The organism is Dentiradicibacter hellwigii, assembly GCF_041770905.1.
Classification (GTDB): Bacteria; Pseudomonadota; Gammaproteobacteria; order Burkholderiales; family Rhodocyclaceae; genus Propionivibrio; species Propionivibrio hellwigii.
Map to the genome: position 1 here is coordinate 1889805 of NZ_JBEUWX010000002.1, position 20545 is coordinate 1910349.

Genomic DNA, 20545 nt, shown 5'->3' on the forward strand with positions numbered 1-20545 from the left:
TCCGGTTATAAGCAATAAACCAAAGCGTCTTTGTTCAGGGCAGCAGGTCGGCTACATTTCATCTGGCGCCGCAAAATTCTGCGGAACTTGAATCCTTCTGGATGATTGAAGCGTAAAGGAGAAACCTGCATGTCCCTAAAAATTGCCAACAACGTGACCGAACTGATCGGTCATACGCCGCTGGTCAGGTTGAATCGTCTGACGGCCGGAATCCGCGGTACGGTTGCCGTCAAGCTCGAATTTTTCAATCCCGCGCACAGTGTCAAGGATCGCATCGCTGCGGCAATGATTGATGCGGCGCTTGCGGAGGGCAAAATCGGCCCCGATACCGTCATACTGGAACCGACTTCGGGCAATACCGGCATCGGCCTGGCGATGATTTGCGCGGCGCGCGGGATCAAAAGTTGTTTCGTTATGCCGGAAACGATGAGCCGCGAGCGCCGCCTGCTGCTCAAGGCGTATGGCGCCGAACTCGTTCTGACGCCCGGTGCCGAGGGCATAGGGGGAGCGATCAGTCGCGCGCGGGAAATGGCGGCCGCCGATCCGCGTTACTTCATTCCACAGCAGTTCGAGAATCCTGCCAACCCGGCGATTCACCGGGCAAGCACCGCCGAAGAGATTTGGCGTGATACCGATGGCAAGGTCGATATTTTTGTTGCCGGTGTCGGTACCGGCGGGACGATTACAGGCGTCGGCGAAGTGCTCAAGGCGCGCAAACCGTCAGTGCAGGTCATTGCCGTCGAGCCGGATGCTTCGCCCGTGCTCTCTGGCGGGCAGAAGGGGCCGCATCCGATTCAGGGCATCGGCACGGGTTTCATCCCCGCCGTGCTCAATGTCAAGATTTACGATGAAGTGGTTCGGGTCAAGACGGATGATGCACTGACCACGGCGCGTCGTATGGCGAGCGAAGAAGGCATTCTGGTCGGCATCTCGTCGGGGGCGGCCGTCTGGGCGGCTCTGCAAGTGGCGGCAAGGCCGCAGAACGAGGGCAAACTGAGCGTCGTCATCATTCCGTCGTTCGGCGAGCGTTATCTCTCCACGCCGTTATTTGCCAATCTGGACGCTTGAAATCACGATGACTACCGTATCCGGGCCGCTGGCCACTGCATCCGTTTTCGATTTTGAACGCCACATTGATCGCAGCGGCGGTGATTCGCTTAAATGGAACCGTTATGCCGGGCGCGATGTTGTGCCGCTCTGGGTGGCGGATATGGACTTTGCCGCCCCGCCCGCCGTGCTTGACGCACTGCGCCAGCGTATCGGCCATGGCGTGCTCGGCTATGCTAAGCCGTGGCCGTCGCTGATCGAAGCAACGCTGGCGCACCTGAACCAGCAGTATGGCTGGTCGGTCGACCCCGACTGGCTGGTCTGGCTGCCCGGCGTTGTACCGGGATTGAGCCTTGCCTGCCGGGCGATTGCCGGCGATGTCATGACCGCGACGCCGATTTATCCCCCATTTCTTGCCGTGCCGGAAAGCTCCGGGCGTGTCTTGACTACGGCAGCTTTGCATCTGGATGACGAGGCGGGTCATCGACAATGGCGTTGGGACTGGGCGGCGCTGGAAGCGGCCGTGACGCCCGCAACCCGTTTGCTGCTCCTCTGCCACCCGCATAATCCGGTCGGGCGGGCCTGGTGTGCCGATGAGTTGGCAAAGCTGGCGGATTTTTGCCAGCGCCACGATCTTTACGTTTGTTCCGACGAAATCCACTGCGATCTGATTCTTGACGCGGATAAACGACACACGCCGCTGGCGCTGGCGCATCCGGAACTGGCTTCCCGCTGCATGACGCTGATGGCCCCTTCCAAGACGTACAACATTCCGGGGCTGGGCTGCTCGTTCGCCATCATTCAGGATCCGGCGCTGCGCGCGCGTTTTGCCGAGGCCATGTGCGGCATCGTGCCGGACGTGAATGTGCTCGGCATGGTTGCCGCCGAAGCGGCTTACCGCGAAGGCGAGCCGTGGCGCCAGGCGGCGCTCGACGTCTTGCGCGCCCGGCGTGACCGTGTCGAACAGGCGATTGCCGACATGCCCGGACTATCAACCACGCACGTTGAGGCGACCTACCTGGCCTGGATCGACGCACGCGGCCTGAAGGTCACCGACCCCGCAGAGTTTTTTGAACAGGCGGGCGTCGGCTTGTCGAACGGCGTCGATTTCGGCGCCCCCGGCTGGGTGCGGCTCAACTTCGCCTGCACGGCGGAGACGCTGGAAACCGCGCTCGCCCGCATCCGGCGCGCCTGCGAACGGCGTTAAACGGCTGCCCGCTAGCCCGCGTATTTAGGGCATCTCCGGCGCACATGCCCTGAAGCCCTTTATTTATAAGGGTTTCAGAGGTGCATGCTCGGAAACGCCCAATCCACGCGGGCTTCAGAGGGGGTGCCCTGATCACCTTACACAACGACTCGACTTTATCAAAATGCTGCGTTGGCTTTGCCTTGCCGTACTAAACGTACTGTCTGCGGCTTACCGCTTTGTCTTTGGCAAAGTCGAGCTATAGCGGCTTCCTTCGCCAAAATACTTCGTTGGCTCGCCTTGCCGTACTGCTTGTACTGTCAGCGGCTCGCCGCCTTGTCTTTTGGCAAAGTTGAGCCGCTATATTTTAGGCACCGCAGAAAGGGTGCCCTGAACCCCGCGTATTTAGGGCATTTCAAAGGAGGGCGCTCGCAAACCCGCGTAAACAGGGCATCCCAGAGCACCCCACCCGAAAACGCCCTATTTATAAGGGCTTCAGAGGCTCCTATCCGGAGACGCCCAATCCACGCGGGGTTCGGAGCACCTACCTAGAGCATCTTTATCGACACGGGTTTGCGGGCATTCCCTTTCGCGTATTCGATCACGACGAAGCACCCAAAAACCCCTTAGGCGCAGCCGCAGGCGCGGGGCAGCTTGGCGGAAGCAAGGGCTTGATTGTCTGAGCGCAGCGAGTTAATCAAGCCCGCCGCCAAGCAAACCCGCGACAAGGAGTTTTCTGCGCCTCGGGGTCGCGTTTCTTTGCTGACTTTCTTTGGCGAGATAAAGAAAGAAGGTAGGAAAGTCAGCGGGACGCGCTGCCGCTCAGCGCAACGGCATCAAGAGGAGTTCCGTGGGTGGAAGTCAGCGCGCAGGCTATGGCAATTCCTATATTTAAAGTATCTCAGGACACCTGCCCGCTAGCCCGCGTATTTAGGGCTTCTCCGGCGCCCCTGCCCTGAAGTCCTTGTAAACAGGGCATTTCCGGGCGCCCTATCCGCCAGCCCTTTATCCATAAGGGTTCCAGAGGTGCTTGCCCGGAGACGCCCTATCTACAAGGGGTTCCGAAATGTCTGCCCAAAATGCCCTATTGGCGGGAACTCTGGCAGTGATCTGGTGGGCGCGGCGGCGGGAATGTAGGTATGCTGGTCGTGTGTTTCTGGTGTGGTGGTCGGCTGGCTTCCGAAACCACCGTCCTGAAGCCCGCGTATTTATGGCTTCTCCAAGGTGGATGCTCTGGAGCCCTTGTAAACAGGGCATCTCCCGGCACCCTATCCGCAAACGCCCTATTCACGCGGGTTTCAGAGCACTCCCCAGTCATACGCCCTTCAAAAGCGGTTGGCCTGGATGTAGTTTTTACCGCCGGTGAGGAATTCGATCAGATTGGTGACGGCGCAGAGCGCCTGTCGTTCAACGCTCTCAAAAGTACGGCTGCCGATGTGCGGCGTTATCAGAATCGAGTCGATTTCCTGGAACGGATGGCCGGGGCGTATCGGTTCTTCCGCAAGGACATCGGCGCCATAGCCGGCCAGTTGGCCGCTCCGGCAGGCGGCGGCCACATCGGCTTCGACGATCAGCCCGCCACGTGCCGTATTGATAAGATAGGCCCCTTTTTTCATGATGGCCAGCGTGCGCGCGTTGATAAAGCCGCGTGTGGTGTCATTCAATGGCATATGCAGGGAAACGATATCGGCGTCGGCCAGAACAGCTTCAGGCGTGGCCTGACGAATCACGTCGAATTGCGTCTGCCTGTCCTCCGGCCAATGCGGGCTGTAGGCGATGCAGCGCATGCCAAAGGCCTGGGCGCGTTTGACGACTTCCCGGCCGATGCGGCCCAGGCCAAGGATGCCCAGGGTTTTGCCCATGAGTTTGTGGCCGGTATGTCGCGTCCAATGGCCGGCCTTGACGGCACGGGCGTGCGGCCAGAATGCCTTGACCAAGGCGATCATCAGGCCGATCGTGTGTTCGGCGACCGTGGTGTGATTGACGCCGGGCGTAAATAGTACGGGAATGGATCGCTGCGTCGCATGGGCGACATCGATCGAATCGAGGCCGATGCCGTATTTGGCGATGACTTTCAGCCGGTCGCCGGCGGCGTCGATGACGCGGGCAGTGATTTGGTCATCGCCATTGAGAAAGCCGTCAAATGGCCCCTGTTCGGCGATGAGTGCCAGCATCTGAGCTTCATTGAGCGGGCCGCGCGCCGGGACGATCGTAAAACCGCTGCTTGCCAGCAGTGCATGGTGTGCACCGGGGGTGTCTTGAAAACTCGTCGTCGTTAACAAAATTTTCATGGCATGGGAACGTGGTGATATTCGTCGGCTAAAAACAAGGGGGGTGGCTGTTTTTACGGGCGTGAGTGGTTGTCGCAGGTCAAGGCAATGCTATACACTGCATCCTATCATGTCGCCCGCCCGCTCCCTTTCTGGTTCCTTGCCGGTTGTGGAAAATTGGGGGTGTGCGCGCCTTGCGAAAAGCTGCAGGGGAGCGATAATCGACCCGTGGATTTCATCAGTCAAATAAAGAAAGGATATGCCATGCACACCCCGGTTACTCAAAGAACCTTCCTTTCCGTTGCCCTGGCCTCGGCGCTGGCGCTGACTTTTAGCAGCGCGCAAGCCGCGGATATCAAGGCGCGCAACGTCAAGTTCCCGATCGTCAATGCCATCGACCATCCGCAAGGCCTGGGCGCGCAGAAGTTTGTCGAGGTGGTCAATCAGAAGAGCGGCGGCAAGATCAAGATCAAGGTTTTCCCGAATGGCACGCTTGGCGGCGAGCAGCAGGTCGCTGCGGCGATGCAGGGGGGGACGGTTGAAGTTTCGATGATGTCGCCCGCGCAGTTGGTCGGCACGGTCAAGGAATTCGTCGTGCTCGATTTCCCCTTTTCTTTTGCCAGCGAGAAGCAGGCCGATGCGGTGCTTGACGGCCCCTTCGGTAAAAAGCTGATGGATTACATGCCAGCCAAGGGCTGGGTCGGTCTGGGCTTTATGGAGCAGGGCTATCGCAGCATCAGCAACAGCAAGCATCCGATTAACAAGCTCGAAGATATCAAAGGGCTGAAGATCCGCACGATTCTCAACCCGCTGTACGTCGATATGCTCAATACGCTGGGCGCTAATGCGGTGCCGATGCCCTTCCCGGAACTTTACTCGGCGATGGAGACAAAGACCGTCGATGGCCAGGAAAACCCGGAAACGACCGTGGATGCCAGCAAGTTCTACGAGGTTCAGAAATATTTCAGCGCGACCCGCCATATCTATAATCCACAGATGCTGATGGTCGGCAAGAAATTCTGGGATTCACTGTCGGCTGACGAAAAAAAGATCTTCGAGGAAGCCGCCATTGAGGCGCGTGATGTGCAGCGCAAGGCGGCACGTGCAATGACCGAAAAATCACGCAAGGTAATGACCGATCACGGCATGCAGTTGAACGAGATCGCTCCGGCCGAAATTGCACGCATGCGCGATGCCGTCAAACCCGTGACCGATAAATACGCCGCACAGCTCGATCCGGAGCTGGTCAAGGCTTTCCGCGCGGAGCTTGAAAAGACCAAGGATCTTAAATAGCCGTGAGGCATGGCGGCCGGCGCCGAAAGCAGGCCGCCATGCGCAGGCTTTTGCGGTGCATCAGAGTGTGAGAATGGGGTGTTGATGGCGCGGGTTGAGGGTGTAATCCGCAGGCGCTGAAGGTCGCGATGAAATCTTTCGATAAATTCTTGACGCGTATGATGAACGGCATCATCGTCGTTTCACTGGCTTTGATGGTCATTATGGTTTTCAGCAACGTTGTGCTGCGTTACGCCTTTAATTCCGGTATTACCGCATCGGAAGAACTTTCACGGTTATTTTTCCTCTGGCTGATTTTTGTCGGCGCTATCGTTGCCATGAGAGAACGCGCGCATTTGGGCGTCGATACGCTGGTTGTGCGCCTGCCGCGCGCCGGCAGAATTTTCTGTGCATTGTTGAGCAATGCGCTGATGCTTTGGGTCTGTTACCTCTTTTTCGTCGGTAGCTGGCGGCAAACGCTGGTGGGCTGGGGCACATTGAAGCCGGCCACGGGAATTCCGATGGCCTTTCATTACGGTGTCGGGCTGATTATGAGCGTTGGCGTTGCCATCATTCTGATTGGCAATACCTGGCGCATTCTGCGCGGGCAGGCGAATGAAACGGACTTGATTCAGGTGGTTGAATCGGAGGACTCGCCGGCAGAAACTCCGGAACATGAATCTGTAGGCGCAACTGATCGCAGCCCGGCTGATCGCGGATAGGGAGTAGGGCAAACATGGTCGTGACGATTTTTCTTGTTTCCCTGCTCGGCGCCATGGCACTGGGCATGCCGATCGCCTTTGCATTGATGGTCTGCGGCATTGCGCTGATGCTGCATATGGATATGTTCGATGCGCAGCTGATTGCACAGAACACGATCGACGGCGCCGATAACTTCGTGTTGATGGCGGTGCCGTTTTTCATGCTGGCGGGTGAATTTATGAATGCGGGCGGTCTCTCGCGGCGCATCGTCAATCTGGCGATGGCGCTGGTGGGGCATATCCGCGGCGGCTTGGGCTACGTGGCCGTCATCGCAGCAATCATCATGGCCAGCCTGTCCGGTTCAGCAGCGGCCGATACCGCCGCACTCGGCGTGTTGCTGATTCCGATGATGCGCCAGGCCGGTTACAGCGTGCCGCGTTCGGCCGGGCTGATTTCTGCGGGTGGCATCATCGCGCCGATCATTCCGCCGAGCATTCCTTTCGTCATGTTCGGCGTCATCGCCCAAGTATCGATTACCAAGCTGTTCATGGCGGGCATTGTGCCGGGCGTGATGATGGGCCTCAGTATCCTGATTGCCTGGGCCTGGGTGATCCGCAAGGATAAGCTTGAATCGCATCCGCGCCAGAGCTTCCGACAGATCTGGGCGGCGGCGGTCGATAGCCTGTGGGCGCTGGTCATGCCGCTGATTATCATCGTTGGCCTGAGAATGGGTGTGTTTACGCCGACCGAGGCCGCAGTTGTCGCGGCAGTGTATGCCTTGTTTGTCGGCATGGTTGTTTATCGGGAAATCAAGTTCTCGCAGCTTTACGGACTGCTGCTCAACGCCGGAAAGATTACTGCTGTCGTCATGCTGCTGGCCGGCGCGGCGATGGTTTCTTCCTGGCTGATTACCGTGGCCGATCTGCCGGGACAACTGGCCGAGATGCTCGCGCCATTTATGGGCAATCAGATTCTGCTGATGGTCGCCATCATGATCATTGTCGTCGTCGTCGGTACGGCTATGGACATGACGCCGACCATTCTTATCCTGACGCCGGTGCTGATGCCGGTGATTAGACAGGCGGGCATTGATCCGATCTACTTTGGCGTCATCTTCATTATCAATAACGCTATCGGGCTGGTTACACCGCCGGTCGGTACGACGCTGAATGTCATCTGCGGCGTCGCCAAGATCAAGATAGACGAGGCGATCGTCGGCGTCATGCCCTTCATGATTGCGGAACTTATTGTATTGGCTCTGCTGACGGTGTTTCCGTCGCTGGTGCTCACGCCGATGAAATGGCTTACCTAGAGCAAGGGCGGTAGGTAAGAGGCCGGCGTACAGACCTTTGTTATTGTTCGTAGGCGTTCATTTCACACAGGAGAGGAGCATGAAAATGAAATCGATAAGCTTAGTTTCCGTAATGGCCCTAACTTTTTGTTTCACCGCACCGCTGCAGGCCAAGGAAGAAAAGATGACACTGCGGCTGGGATTTGAGACCTCGCTTGAGAGTCCGCAAGGTGTTGGCGCCAAAGAAATGGCGCAGGTTGCCAATAAGCTTTCCAAAGGGCGAATCAATATCGAGCTGTTTCCCGACCAGCAACTCGGCACAGGGCCGCAGATGATCGAGATGGTCAAGAAAGGTGAGCTCGACATCTTTCAGGGCGGCGCGGGCATGTTCTCGGCTATGGAACCGCGTCTGAACGTATTCGATATTCCGTATCTGTTCGAGTCGGTCGAGCAGGCTTACAAGGTACTCGACAGCAAATTCGGTAAGGAAATGCTGGCAACGCTTGAACCGCATGGACTTAAGGGCCTGTCCTTTTGGGAAAACGGTATTCGTTCGACGACCAATAATGTTCGCCCGATTACCAAGCCGGACGATATTAAAGGTCTGAAAATGCGCGTCATGCCGGCCAATCCGGTGCATGTCATGCTATGGAAAGGGCTGGGCGCCGAGCCAACGCCACTGCCTTTCGGTGAAATTTACGACAAGCTCAAGCGTGGCGAGCTGGACGGTCAGGAACACCCGATTGCGCCAATTTACGCAGGAAAATTCTATGAGGTACAAAAATACCTATCGTTAACAAAACATATGTATGGCCCGCTGATCCAGATCACGAATCTGGAGAAATTCAAGGCCATGCCGAAAGCGACACAGAATATCCTGCTCAAGGCTTCCTACGCCGGCGTGTAGGTTAGCGCGCGTTTTGTCCACGGCTGCGGGTTTTTTATCCAAAAAATTTTGATGCCGGTGGAATTTTTGGACAAAAAAACATGCCGCGTTAAATAACGCTAAAGATGCTTCTAAAAAACACCCGTTTTGCGCAAAAACAACACCACGATTAACTGACCCGAATTACTCAAAAAATTACTGTAATCTAGACTGCTCTCTATGTACAATATCAACACGGTCGCAGCATAAAGGGGTTGGCGGCATATCCGCCCGCTCTCATGAGCAAGCCCTGCGCTGTCCGATGTCGGTCTAGGGACGGAGGAGCGCCTGTTGATACCACAGGTACCGACGCAAAGAAGCCCCATCCGGAGGGGTGAGCTGTCTAGACATTAATCCGCAACCTGCCAGCGGTAGGCAATGCGGTCGCCGACGAGCAATACGGCCTGGACTCGTCAAAGGCGTTGGGCGGCCGGTTTGAGGTTTTGCCAGAAGAGCAAAGCCAGGTATCAACAATAGGGGGCGCGCTTGACCGAAAGGTCAGCGTGCCATTGTTTTGCCCGGTTATTTGGCCTCATCGCCCGGCGGCACAGACGCCAGCGCCGGGTTGCGCGTTATCCATGCCCAGGCAACGCAGCGCTCAAAATCACCCAGCCAGCCTACTGCATCCAGAAACATCGGCAGCGTCGGATGCAGCGCGACGGCGCACCAGGGCACAGACGGCATTTTGACCGCCTCCGCCGCGCCAAACATATCAACCATCATCCGCCATAGCGGCGCGGCCTCACGCGAGCGCTGGGCAATCCCCAGCGTCACGAGCGGCGCGAGGCGCTCACCGCGATAGGGTTGCCCTGCGATGTGAGGCCCCAACGGGCCGTAGACCGTAACCATCACACCTCGATCACGGAGCACATGCGCACTGTAATGCGCGAGCGCGGGCACGGGTAACGGCATCGGATTACCGCTCTCGATCGCCGCCGTCATCCACGGATGTAAGAGCGCCAACGTCTCGTCGCTCACCTCATCACGCGGCGACCGGCGGCAATGGCCGGTCGTCAGTGTGACGTGGTTGATGTAGTTACTCATGCGCCAGCGCAGCCTCGACCGCAGCGGCATCTAATGACCGCACGGCGCCGGCATTGATCTGGACGTATACGCCAATGGGCGTCCTGGCCAGGGCACCCGTGTCATATTTGCCCCGGGTTACTGTACCCAACACCTCCCAGTTACGGGGGAGAGGCTGAGAGTTATAGAGCCGCCACGGGCCGTTGCGGTCAATTGTGAACTTGTCCATGTTGGATGGACGGCCGACAGGGCGCTTGACCCTAGGATGATTGACCATAAACAATCTCCCCGTCAGGGCATTTGACGCGCAGGTTGCGCCAACCCAAATTGGTCTCCAGCTCGCGCATCCCTGACAGCGCCTCATCAAGGCTCGCAAAATCCCCCTCCGGAATGTCCTCCCACTGATACTGGGTTTTTTGCTCGATACAGTACTCGTTTCTCATTTTTATCTCCTATTTGCGGTATGCGTGGCGCGCCTGGTTGAGAATATTCAGTCCGGCATTTTCTGCCAACGGGGTTCCAGCAACAATTCCATGCCCACCCTGGCTAAAGCACAAGTAGCTGCTTTTGCGGTCAATCCACTCGCTAGCTCTCGCCTCGTCCATGAATGCCTGCAAATATTCGCGCACGGCCTGACGGATTTCCTCCATCATTTCCGGCTCGTCGTCGTATTCGCGCTGGAGGTATTTATCGATTTCTGCCGTGATTACTGCAATGTTCGCCGCAGCTTTTTCGCGCAGGTCTTGTGCCCACGCAATCTGTTTTTGGCTGCCTGTCAGTTTGATATTGCTCATTTGTAATCTCCTGCCTGCTACCGGAGGCGTCGGCGGATAACAACGTGCTATCCATGACCGTAATTATATACACACAAAATTATTTGTCAACAGGTTTTTGCAAAATTTTTTGGATTTTTTGCGTCAGCGCTACCCTGATCCCGGCGCTGATGTTGCCGTCGCCCAGCGCTAGGGCAACATCTAGACTCTCGTCGTCCAGATAAACGTTGACGCGCCGACCGCCGATGATGGTCGGGCGGCCAACGCGGCGCTTGGTCGGACGCGTATGCGCATCACTCATTTACTTTCTCCCAGCCCCGCCAATCTGGCGGGGCATTGACTATTAGCTAAAAACCTGCTCAACCGCCCAGTACATACCAGCGTCTCCGGCCGATAGGAGCATGATGCGCGGGTCGGCAAACCATGTACAGCCATACAATTTAAGCGCCGCCTCGTAGGCCCCCCACGGGGTATCGCCCTCCGTGAGGCGGTACTCAAAATGGCTTATCGCTCCCGTCACATCTGCGTCATTAACAGCTGCACCAATGCGCAGCAGCGCACGGGCAACTGTGGCTGTAAAGTCGTTGGCGTTTGAAAGATTGTCCAAAAAATTATCGTGCTCTTTGAGCGTAGCCTCATCAGCTACGGACAGGTCGATATTGTCAAAATCTATATCACTGTAGGATGTGACTGGGCGCGTATTATTATTTTTGTCATAAGCGGCCAAGATTTGGATGATTGCAGCATAGCCGTCTGCGGGGGTTTTGAGGGTGATGTTGCTCATTTTTGTCTCTCCTGCCTGCTACCGGAGGCGTCGGTGGATAACGATGTGCTATCCATGACCATAATTATATACACACATAATTATTTGTCAAGCGGTTTTTGCAAAAATTTTTAATTTTTTTGTTGCAACGCATCAGCTGCCCGGGGTGAGATCCAGAGCATCTCCTGCCGGGTAAGATCGCCCGCCGTGCCAAATACGCGGGCGCGCCTTGTCACGCGCATCCAGCCTGCGAGCAGGTCGTTGTAGAGCTCCGACGGATAGCCACTGACAAGCGCCATCCCGCCGATGGCGCACAGGCGCTTGAGCAGCGCCTCGTGGTCAGCAACCGTCATCTCATGCGGGTAACGAGCCTCGCTGGTGCGTGTCTCGGGCAGGTAGGGTGGGTCAGCGTAAAACAACGTCTGCGGGCTGTCGTAGAGACTGACGAGACCGAGCGCTGGCCGATGCTCGATGATGACGTGCCGCAACCGGCGCGTAACAGCCGGTAGGCCTCGTCGGTAGTTGCGCCATGTCGCCGCCGGGCTACGCGTCCTGCCGGTGCGAAACGTTGCAGTTGATCGCCCGATGGCACGCGGATGGAACCCCATGCTGCTGCGCACGATAAGGCGGCGCGCCGTCTCGACCATATCCCGGCCGGATGTTGCAAACGCGGCCCGGTAAGCGCTGACACCGTAGGGCGTGCGCTGCAGCAGGCGCAGCAGACGGCGCATCCTGACCGGGTTGCGCAACACCCGATAGAGGATATCGATCTCGTCGCTGATGTCGTTGACGACCTCAACCGGCGCGGGCGGCTTACTGAGCAGCACCGAGGCCGCGCCGCCGAACAGCTCGACGTAACAGTGGTGCGCCGGCAGATGCTCGACGACCCACGGCGCGATGCGCCATTTGCCGCCTAAATAATTAAGGATAGGATGCGTAATGCCATTGCGCCGAGGCGCGGATAATTTTTGTCTCATTTGCAAGCCTTTTTTGGTCCGTTAAAAACTGATAGGCTTGGCGCGCCGTGTGCACGGTGGCGGGCCTTGCCGGGCTTGCAGGTGCATCTGCATGTTCGGGGGATGCGTCGGCGCTCGCTACGCCGGCGCATCTCGCCCGTCTTATCTGTCGCCCCTACTTAACGCGCACACACCAACCTGGACCGGGCGAGGACTGTGCCCCCACAAAATCCGGCGTGCCGCCAAGCGTTGTCCCCAGATCGACGAGGCCGCCGACCGTCCCGGAAAAATTGGCAATCCAGCGATTGCCCGCGCGCGTGATCGTGCCAACGCCTGCCGTAGCACTTACGCCGGTGCGGCCGGTATAGACCTGGAGCGTGCCCCAGGTCTCACCGTGGTCAGCGCTCAACGTCACAAAATGCTCGCGCCCGGTATTGACGGTGGCCACAATCGTCCCGGTATTATCGGCAGTGAGGCGCACCGCGCCCGGATCGACGAGACTAAACGGCGTAACGATACGGTCAAACTGGGTGAGGTTGGCAGAGCGATAGACACCTTGACTGGTGAGGAGCAGATAGTGGCTAAACGTGCTCACCACATCGAGCACCTGGGCATTTGCTGCCGCCCAGGGGATACGGCGAGTAATGTCCCATACGGCTGAGTGCGGGGCGGAGCTGTAGGCGATCTTGCCTGCGCCAGCCGAGTTGGAGGCGCCGCCAAACACAAACCCGGCGTTGCCGTAGGCGATGGCGTTGCACCGCTCCATGCCGACAGAGGTGTTGCTGCCACGCTCCCAGGTCTGCGATGGATCAGCGCTCCCGCAATAGACGAGCTCTCCAGCATTGCCGCGGAGCGATGCCGCCGCGACCCAATACACCGGCGAGGCGGTGATTGCCCGATAGGGCATACCGCCGCCGGTAATCGTGACCATGTTGAGCGCGCCGCCCCCCGGGCCGATCACGCCGATCCCCGATCCCATCGGTACGGCGATCTTGTCCATAACGGCATTGACTCCCGCCCGGCGCAGGTCGGCCGGGACGCTCTGCGCGCCCGGATGCGCTGTCCATTGGCGCAGGTCGGTGCTGTAATAGCTCCTGTCGCCCGCAACAACCGCAACAAACATTGTGCCGACCTTGTGGTAGGTTACGGCACGATTGCCGACCCCTGCATTAACGCTCGTTGTGTCGTTGCCATAGACGCGCAGATACGGCGCGCGCCTAACGCTCTCCTCATACTCGCTGCTATAGGGCACGAGATCGCCGCAGCGCAGGTAATCATCGCTCGGCACGTCATAACTTAGTATCTGGCAGCCGACCGGCACGCCGGCGCCGCCCTGGACAAATTGGCTTAATCTGCTCATGCGATCCACCATCCTCTCGTTGCATCTAGATAGACAAACCGATACGTGATGCCACCCATATCAAGCTGCATCGCCTCGTCAAGCCTCATAACCTTGTGTCCACCGCCGTTAAACACGTTATCCGAGCGCATGTTGGCGGCGCTGATCCAGAGCACATCGCCCGTAGCGGCCTGCGCCGGGCCGGTCACAGTTGTTGCCGCATCAGCGGTCAGGACGTAATGCCCGTGCGCGATGGCGTTACAGGCCGTCGCGCTGACAAGGGTCGGCGGCAGCACCGTCTTGTTATTAGTTAGCGCCTTGAGGATCGCCTCGCTGTCGGGCATGCGCTCAAGCAGTGTCTTGATGCCCGCCTCGGCCTGCTGCGCCGATTTGGCGGCCGCCTCGGCCGATCCACTGGCCTTGCCTACCGCTGTATTGACAGCAGTAATCGCCTCGTTGACGTCCTCGGTCATCGCCGGCAGCGCCGCGACAAAATTATCCGCGCGGTCGTAAAAACTTGTCGGATCACGCCGGGTCGGCGGGGTGGGTAAGGGTCTGATCGGTAGGGTCATATGAGTCCTCGTATGGTCAGAGTGCAGTAGGAGATGGTCTTGTAAGCAATGTCGATCGCAAAATCATCGTACTTGCCGTAGATGACGAGCGATTGGTACAAATTTTTTGCGCCGACCCAGACAACCGGGGTGGCGCGCAGCTCGGCAACAAGCGTCTGGATGCGATCAACCTCACGCGAGGGGATGATCATGCGCACCTCGGCGCGCTTGGCCCACTCGCCGCGCGTTAAGCGCAGGCCGCCAAAGCCATCGTCCGAGACCTTGCTGTAGTCGGTGATACTGATCTTTGCCTCGCGCAGCACGCGCCCAAGGGGGGCGGACAGGCCCGCCGAAAGGAGACCGCAGGCAACATCGCCGCCCGGGCGTGAGATGACAACATCGAGCGTTGCGCTGCCCATCACCGGCAGATCGTCAAACACCACGTCCTGACGCTCGCGGATCGGCTCGTAAAAATAGTCGTACCATGAGGTGCCGCCCTCACAATCGACCATTGAGGCCGTGCGCTGATAGACGATCTCACTACCTGAGCGCATGATGACCTCGACCGAGGCGGCGCTGACATTGAGGAGCGCCAGTGTATTGATGCGCCCTGGGCGCAATGTGCATCTGATCTCGTTCTGCGCGCGCGTCTGTGTGCCGACGCGCGCATCAAACATGGCAAACCGGTTGGTCGCGCCGACCTCCGACCACCAGCTCTCCGAGCCAGGCGCAGTCGGATCGTGCCCGGCATTAGAGTCCTGCGCGCTCTGCCAGATGCGGTGATCCCTGATGCAGCGCCCCCCCTTGGCGTAGACGGTGGCGCTCACCCACTGCGGATGGTCATCCTCGGGGACGTTGGATGAGACGAGCTTGTCAGCGGTAATCGTTACCGGGCGGATCACGTCCATCAGGCGGCCTCCGTAAGGACGGCATTACCCCCGCGGCTGACGCGATCGAGCAGGGTAAGGATTTTGCCGGTGTTGTGGGCGCTCTGCGCCTGCCCCGTGCGCAGGTCGGCGCGCAGGGCGTTAATGGCGGAGAGCAGCTCGGAGAGATCAAGGAGCCCCTTGCTCTGCGCATTGGAGTAGATGCGCGAGGGGGCGGTGTACTCAAGCTCTGGACCCTGCTCGCCAACAATGCGCCAGCCGCCGACGTGCGCGCCACCGGAAGCAAACCGGGGCGTGCCGACACCACGAAAGATGCCATAAACGCGCTTGATTGCCTCTGCCCACTCCTCAGATTTGTCGGCCAAGGTGTAGGGATTGTCCTCGCGATTAAATATGTACTGACGCCCGTGCGTATCGGTGTAGACGCCCCTGTTTTGCGAGATGCGGGTAGCCGTACCATGCGGATGCTGTGTGCTCCGGCCAATCGGGGTATGCTCAAACCATCTTGCCCAGTCAGCGGCCATGCGGCCTGGATCGGCAACAAGGGTGGGCAGTTTGGTCTGTGAGCCAGCAAGATTTGACTTGATCGCGTTGAGCGCGTCGAGCTGGGCCTGCGCGATCCTGATCTGCTCCTGGGCGAGGCTCCCCTTGCGCCCGGCCACGGCGCCGACCTGATCCAATGATGCCAGCGCCTCGGCAAAATCGGCGCGGTAATCGGCCGCGCTGGTATGGGCGGTCTTGGAGGCGCGTAAAAATGTGCCGACCACCTCTTGCAGGCTCTCAACAGCGGATGAGTCCCCCAGTTTGGCCTTGGCCACCGTTGTCTGATAACGACGGCGCGCCTCTGTGTAACGCACGCCGTCATCAAGCGGTGAGACATCCGAGGCGAGCAGTCCCTCGCGGTATTTTTTAAGCGACTCCGCCAGGCGCGTAAACGTGTCCGCCACCTGCTTGGCCGAGGTCACCTGCGCGTTAAGCGCCTCCTGCTGGCGGGCGCGCTGCGCATCAAACAGCGCCTGCATGCGGTCGGCCTGCGCATCCTGCATCTGCATGAGGCGCTGCGCCGCCTCAACCTGCGCGCGTAGGCGGGCATTGGCATCATACTGAGCGACCTCATCGGCGCTCATGCCGGCCGTGTCGATCTTGCGCTGCAATGCGTCAGCCTCGGCATTGCGGTTTTGCGCACGCAATAGCTCAATCTGCAGGCGCTGCGCGTCGTTGATGAGCTGCTGCATTGATGAGGACACCGACGAGGCGACCGACGAAGTCGCGCTATTGACGGCATCGGCCCACTGCCCAAATACGGTTGAGAGCGAAAGGAGCCGGGCGAGCGTCTGTCCGCCCGCCGCACCCGTCTTGCCGATGCTCTCAACGAGTGCCCTAAACTGCGCCCGTGTCTGCGGCATGGTGAGCCCTAGGGCAGCAAACTGTTTGTTGAGGTCACTGCCTAGCCGGGCGGTTTTTTCCGCCGCCGAAAAATATCCCTCGTAATAACTCGACAAATTGGATGAGAGCGCATCCAGCCCGCCGGCGGCATCGACCAGTGTCTTGCTCGCTAGATCGGCTGAGAGATTAACGCGCTCGAGCGCCGGGCGCAGCCTCGAGACAATCGATAACTCATTGAGCACCGCCGAGAGCTGCTCGGAACTGGCAGTCATCAAATCAACCGAGTTGGCGATGTCCTTGTAGACCTGCGCAACGTCAGATGCGCGCACGGCGGCAATCATCATGCGCTGCATCTCGAGCTTGAGCTCAGTCTCATAAGAGCCGTGCCCGGCGAGCCGGTTTTGCCCGTAGTATTGGCGACCGTCGGCGCCGGAAAGCCCAGCGATGATCTGATCCTGCGCTTTGCCCTTGGGGTCGGTAATAAACCCGACGTTAAGCCCAATCCCGCGGGCGCTGCCACCTAAGCCCCGGATCAGCTCGGCGATGCTCTTGCCGATCGGCGCGAGCATCTCCTGCAGCGAGGCGTTAGCCATGCTGCCGTTGAGCCAGTCGCGTCCGCCCGTCGTCGGTGTGGGACGCGCCGTCAGCCCGCCGGCATCATCAAGCAGGGCGTAGGCATCGCCCTCGTATTTTTTGCCACCGCGTTTTTTTTTGAATTTTTTAAAAATTGCCATCGCTGCGCCCAGCCCGGCGCCAACCCAGCCGAGCGTCGACATGCTGGGCATGAGGCTGGAGAGGCCGCCAGCGCTGCCGCCAATGCTACCGATGCTGCCGCTAATACCGCTACCGAGCGCACCGCCGCCGATGCTGCCACCAATGCCACCAATCCCGCCGGTGATGCCGCTACCTAGCGCGCCGGCGCCAATGCCGCCACCAATGGTGCCAGTAATACCGGCGCCAGCAAACGAGAGACCGGCGCCGACGCCGCCCATGCCGGCGGCGGCTGTGATGCCACTGCCCAGTGACTTGCCCCAGCCAAACATCCCGGCAATGCGCCCGATCATGCTGTTGCCGCTATAGAGGTCGTAACCCGTTTTGCCGAGCGATAGGAGGTTGCTGAGGCTGCCCATGCCGCCGGATTTGGAGAGGCCCAGCATGCCCAAGCCCTCGTGGACGGTGCTCTGGATTGTCAGCTTGAGCACGGTCGTTTTAAACAGGTTTTTGATCGACTCGATAAACGTTTGCCCAAAGCTTTTGCCCTGCTCAAAACTGCGATACAGGCTGTCGGTCAGTCCCCGCTCAATATCATCCGTAAATTTGGTCCAGGCTTTGTCGCCCTCGTTAATGATCTTTTTAATCGCGCGCGTGGATTCGGAGACGGTTTTTTCGGTGAGCAATGGTTCCGCGCCCGCCTCACGCATCTTGTCGATCAATGCCTGCAGTTGCGGGATCATCTCATCGCGGATTTGCGCAACACGCTCGTCCGCTGCAAACCCAGCGAGCAGACCACCGTCGCGGCTCGCCTCCTCGCGCACCTCCTCCATGCGCCGCGTCATGTCGGCAAACAGGGCATCGTACTTACGTTTGAGGTCGTCAAATTTAACGCGAGCAAGCCCCGACTTAAAACCGTCCTCCAATGCCTGCGCTAGCTCCTCATTGCCCGAAGCGATCGCGGCTTTAAGGGCGACACGGTTTTTAGCCTCCCACTCCAGCGTATAGGCGGTCTGCATGTCACCCGCGCGTTTGGCTGCCTCAGCCTGGCGCGTCAAGCGCTCGCTCTCCGCCTTTTGGTCAGCAACGGCCAGATCGTCGGCCAGCTTTTGCTGGGCGGCCAGGCGCTCGGCATCGAGCACCGCAAGGCGTGCATTAAGGCGCGCGGCCTCTTGCACGGATGCGCCGGCAAGCTTTTGGCGGCTTGCCAAAATATCGGCGTTGAGCTTGTCCTCGGCCGCCTTGGCCTGCTCGATGATGGCCTGACGCTCGCTCATCTCGCCGAGCGAGACGGCGGCGCGGATGTGCGCAGATTGCGCACGCTGCGTCACATTGGCAAGCTGGCTGGCAAGATCAATGGATGCGGTCAGGGCGCTACGGGCCGCCTTGGTGTTGTCATGCATGCCCTTTTGGTAGCGCTTGTTGATCTCGTCAATCGCCTCGGCGCCCTCCTGACGGATGGCCGCAACCGTTGTCCGATACTCTGCAGCAGAGAGCTTTTCGGCGTCCAGCGCCTTGAGCCGCGCGGCCGTCGTCTCGTTGATTGCCCTGGTTTCCGCCGCCAGCGAGGCTCTACGGTCGGTTTTTGTCGTAATGCCCAGTGTCTTTTTGACAGCGCTAAACTCGAGGTTGGCAACCTCGGAGGCCGTTACATCAAACCCCATCGCATTACCGGCATTAACGATAGACTGACGCTTTTGCTCGAGCTCGATATTTTTGCTGAGGTGCTTGTTTTTAAGGTTGAGCCAGTTAAGCTCCGCCTTGCGTCGCGACTCATTGGCCTCCCTGATCTCCCCCTCAGCGCGCAGCCCCTCTATGCGCGCCTCAAGGACACGCGCCTCCGCCTCCAGTTTGGATGTGTCGTAATAGACTTTGCCGGCCGCGCCCATTTTTTCGGCCAGAGCCTTGCGCTCAGCGATCTGCTTGTTGATCGCAGCGAGCTGATCGGGAGCGGCGCCTCGCGGCCAACGCTGGCGATAGCATCAGCTGTCGACTTGACGGCATCTTTAACAGCCAGCCAGGCGCGCTCAACATAGCCGAGATTTTGCTGTGCCTCCGAGGCCATTGATTTGAGCGCATCGCCAAAGAGCTCTTGCGCCTTTTGCGCCGCCTCGGTCTTTAAGCCGACCGCCTCCAGATCGTCAATCTGCTGCAACTGTGAGGCGTGTAAAAAATTGTATTGCTCGTTGAGCTTGCGGATGGCCTGCGCTGGCGACTTGCCCAGCTCGTTAAACTCCTTGACCGTATCAGAGACCGAGATGCCGAGCGCACGTGACATGGCCACCGCCGCCTCGGCTGCGCCCTGCATGGCGCTCTCGGCAACCTTGCCGGTGGAGGCGAGCTCCGTAATCGCTTCCGCCGCCGCGCCCTTTGTTGCGCCGGTGGCGGCGGCCACGGCATCGCGCATCTGTGAGAGGCGCTCAACCGTCGTCCCGGCGGCGTTGCCGGTGAGGATCAAGGCGCGGGCAAACTCGTCGGCCTCCTGGCTCCCCTTGTACCAGGCCGCGCCCAGGGCGGTGGCAACAGTCAGCGTGATAGTGAGGGGATTAATAAGGCCGAGGATGTAGCCGCCAAGCGCCTTGGCGGCAGGCACCGCGCCGCCGAACATGTCCTTTAACTGGCCGCCCTGTTGCAGCAGGACGGTAATTGGGCGCTGGCCTGACTGGAGCGCGACGACAATATCGGTAAACTGCGCCGGCACGCCGCGCAGCGCGGCGGACATGGCCTTGGCCGACATCTCGTTTTGCTGCGTGGCCTGCGCGAGCTCGGAGAGCTTGCGGCGGGAGTTATCAATACCGCTTGATAACTCCTTGCCGTCGTACCCGACCTTAACGCCGACCTTTAACTCGCTCATTAATTATCCCGTAATTGCCCGTTATTGCCCGTTATCCGTTTTGCCGCGCTTTTGGCCGCCTCGCCCCAGATCGCGCAGCACCTCGCGCTCGATAATTTGCAGCCCCTTAAAACACTCGGCGCGCCGTTTTTTGGGGACGTTAAGACGATCCTCAACGACCGCAGCGCCGAGTAATCGAGCCCCGTTGCGCCGCCCATACCAATGCGCCATTGCGTCTGCATCGCCATAAACACCTGCATCGGCAGGGCGTTTTCGGGCCATAGCTCGATCTCAATGTCCAGATCCTCGTCGGTAAACCCAAGAGCCTTAAATCCCTCGGTGTCCTGACCTAGCTCTGCCCAGTCGCGGGCGCGTCGATGAGTTTTTTCCGCGGCGCCCATCAGTGCCGCGCCGTAGGCGCGCATGATCTCGGTGGCGCCAGCTCGTAGTTATCGAGCAGCGACTCGAGCGCCTCGCGCGAGTACGGCGTGTCCGCCCCCTCCCAGCCGACGATGATGCCGGACAAAATCTCGGCGTCATCCTCCTTGCCCAGACGCTCGTCAAAATATTGCTTGCGCGCCTTTTTGCCCAGATGCTTAAACGTCACGTGAGGGCGCGCCTTTTGCGCTT

21 protein-coding genes are annotated in these 20545 nt (G+C 59.2%); 6 read left to right on the forward strand and 15 right to left on the reverse strand.

Annotated features, from left to right (window positions below; translation table 11 throughout):
* Positions 1-129 precede the first annotated feature (129 nt).
* Both cysK and ABCS64_RS10840 read left to right on the forward strand, forming a co-directional pair.
* Positions 130-1068: a cysteine synthase A gene (gene cysK / locus ABCS64_RS10835; RefSeq protein ID WP_418891846.1), complete on the forward strand. Its 939-nt coding sequence runs from the start codon at positions 130-132 to the stop codon at positions 1066-1068.
* A gap of 7 nt (positions 1069-1075) precedes the next feature.
* Positions 1076-2254: a MalY/PatB family protein gene (locus ABCS64_RS10840; RefSeq protein ID WP_418891847.1), complete on the forward strand. Its 1179-nt coding sequence runs from the start codon at positions 1076-1078 to the stop codon at positions 2252-2254.
* A 1304-nt stretch (positions 2255-3558) separates the two neighbouring features.
* On the opposite strand, the gene ABCS64_RS10845 is transcribed toward ABCS64_RS10840, so the two are convergent.
* Positions 3559-4524, reverse strand: a complete 966-nt coding sequence (locus ABCS64_RS10845; RefSeq protein ID WP_418891848.1) for a phosphoglycerate dehydrogenase — start codon at positions 4522-4524, stop codon at positions 3559-3561.
* A 243-nt stretch (positions 4525-4767) separates the two neighbouring features.
* Here ABCS64_RS10845 and ABCS64_RS10850 point away from each other — a divergent pair, with 243 nt between their 5' ends.
* From ABCS64_RS10850 to ABCS64_RS10865, 4 genes are all read left to right on the forward strand, one after another.
* Positions 4768-5796: a TRAP transporter substrate-binding protein gene (locus tag ABCS64_RS10850; RefSeq protein WP_418891849.1), complete on the forward strand. Its 1029-nt coding sequence runs from the start codon at positions 4768-4770 to the stop codon at positions 5794-5796.
* A 128-nt stretch (positions 5797-5924) separates the two neighbouring features.
* Positions 5925-6497: a TRAP transporter small permease gene (locus tag ABCS64_RS10855; RefSeq protein WP_418891850.1), complete on the forward strand. Its 573-nt coding sequence runs from the start codon at positions 5925-5927 to the stop codon at positions 6495-6497.
* Between the two features lie 14 nt (positions 6498-6511).
* Positions 6512-7789 (forward strand): TRAP transporter large permease subunit, encoded by a 1278-nt coding sequence (locus ABCS64_RS10860; RefSeq protein ID WP_418891851.1) that lies wholly within the window; start codon positions 6512-6514, stop codon positions 7787-7789.
* A 163-nt stretch (positions 7790-7952) separates the two neighbouring features.
* Positions 7953-8675, forward strand: coding sequence for a DctP family TRAP transporter solute-binding subunit (locus ABCS64_RS10865; RefSeq protein ID WP_418891852.1), 723 nt, complete (start codon positions 7953-7955; stop codon positions 8673-8675).
* Between the two features lie 540 nt (positions 8676-9215).
* On the opposite strand, the gene ABCS64_RS10870 is transcribed toward ABCS64_RS10865, so the two are convergent.
* The 14 genes from ABCS64_RS10870 to ABCS64_RS10935 form a co-directional block, all read right to left on the reverse strand.
* The gene (locus ABCS64_RS10870; RefSeq protein WP_418890317.1) at positions 9216-9737 is read right to left on the reverse strand and encodes a hypothetical protein; all 522 of its coding nucleotides are present in this window, start codon (positions 9735-9737) and stop codon (positions 9216-9218) included.
* Positions 9730-9993: a hypothetical protein gene (locus ABCS64_RS10875; protein ID WP_418890316.1), complete on the reverse strand. Its 264-nt coding sequence runs from the start codon at positions 9991-9993 to the stop codon at positions 9730-9732. Before ABCS64_RS10875 ends, ABCS64_RS10870 begins: the two co-directional genes overlap by 8 nt.
* Positions 9977-10159 carry a hypothetical protein gene (locus ABCS64_RS10880; protein WP_418890315.1) on the reverse strand — a complete coding sequence of 61 codons (183 nt, stop codon included), beginning with the start codon at positions 10157-10159 and terminating at the stop codon, positions 9977-9979. The genes ABCS64_RS10875 and ABCS64_RS10880 overlap by 17 nt, the downstream gene beginning before the upstream one ends.
* A gap of 9 nt (positions 10160-10168) precedes the next feature.
* Entirely contained in the window at positions 10169-10510 is a 342-nt protein-coding gene (locus ABCS64_RS10885; RefSeq protein ID WP_418890314.1) for a hypothetical protein, read from the reverse strand.
* Between the two features lie 79 nt (positions 10511-10589).
* Complete coding sequence (locus ABCS64_RS10890; RefSeq protein WP_418890313.1) at positions 10590-10790, reverse strand: type II toxin-antitoxin system CcdA family antitoxin; 201 nt, start codon at positions 10788-10790, stop codon at positions 10590-10592.
* A gap of 42 nt (positions 10791-10832) precedes the next feature.
* On the reverse strand, positions 10833-11273 hold the full coding sequence (locus ABCS64_RS10895) for a hypothetical protein (protein WP_418890312.1): 441 nt from the start codon (positions 11271-11273) through the stop codon (positions 10833-10835).
* Positions 11274-11383: 110 nt separating this feature from the next.
* Positions 11384-12229, reverse strand: a complete 846-nt coding sequence (locus tag ABCS64_RS10900) for a DNA adenine methylase (protein WP_418890311.1) — start codon at positions 12227-12229, stop codon at positions 11384-11386.
* Positions 12230-12383: 154 nt separating this feature from the next.
* Positions 12384-13568 carry a hypothetical protein gene (locus ABCS64_RS10905; protein WP_418890310.1) on the reverse strand — a complete coding sequence of 395 codons (1185 nt, stop codon included), beginning with the start codon at positions 13566-13568 and terminating at the stop codon, positions 12384-12386.
* Positions 13565-14119 carry a hypothetical protein gene (locus ABCS64_RS10910; RefSeq protein WP_418890309.1) on the reverse strand — a complete coding sequence of 185 codons (555 nt, stop codon included), beginning with the start codon at positions 14117-14119 and terminating at the stop codon, positions 13565-13567. Before ABCS64_RS10910 ends, ABCS64_RS10905 begins: the two co-directional genes overlap by 4 nt.
* On the reverse strand, positions 14116-15006 hold the full coding sequence (locus tag ABCS64_RS10915) for a hypothetical protein (protein WP_418890308.1): 891 nt from the start codon (positions 15004-15006) through the stop codon (positions 14116-14118). Before ABCS64_RS10915 ends, ABCS64_RS10910 begins: the two co-directional genes overlap by 4 nt.
* Positions 15006-18971, reverse strand: coding sequence for a coiled-coil domain-containing protein (locus ABCS64_RS10920; protein ID WP_418891853.1), 3966 nt, complete (start codon positions 18969-18971; stop codon positions 15006-15008). The genes ABCS64_RS10915 and ABCS64_RS10920 overlap by 1 nt, the downstream gene beginning before the upstream one ends.
* The gene (locus ABCS64_RS10925; RefSeq protein ID WP_418891854.1) at positions 18896-19936 is read right to left on the reverse strand and encodes a phage tail length tape measure family protein; all 1041 of its coding nucleotides are present in this window, start codon (positions 19934-19936) and stop codon (positions 18896-18898) included. The genes ABCS64_RS10920 and ABCS64_RS10925 overlap by 76 nt, the downstream gene beginning before the upstream one ends.
* Positions 19936-20340: a DUF1799 domain-containing protein gene (locus ABCS64_RS10930; protein WP_418891855.1), complete on the reverse strand. Its 405-nt coding sequence runs from the start codon at positions 20338-20340 to the stop codon at positions 19936-19938. Before ABCS64_RS10930 ends, ABCS64_RS10925 begins: the two co-directional genes overlap by 1 nt.
* Positions 20316-20545, reverse strand: a 230-nt coding sequence (locus tag ABCS64_RS10935; protein WP_418891856.1) for a hypothetical protein, incomplete at its 5' end; no start/stop codon positions are given. The genes ABCS64_RS10935 and ABCS64_RS10930, both read right to left, overlap by 25 nt.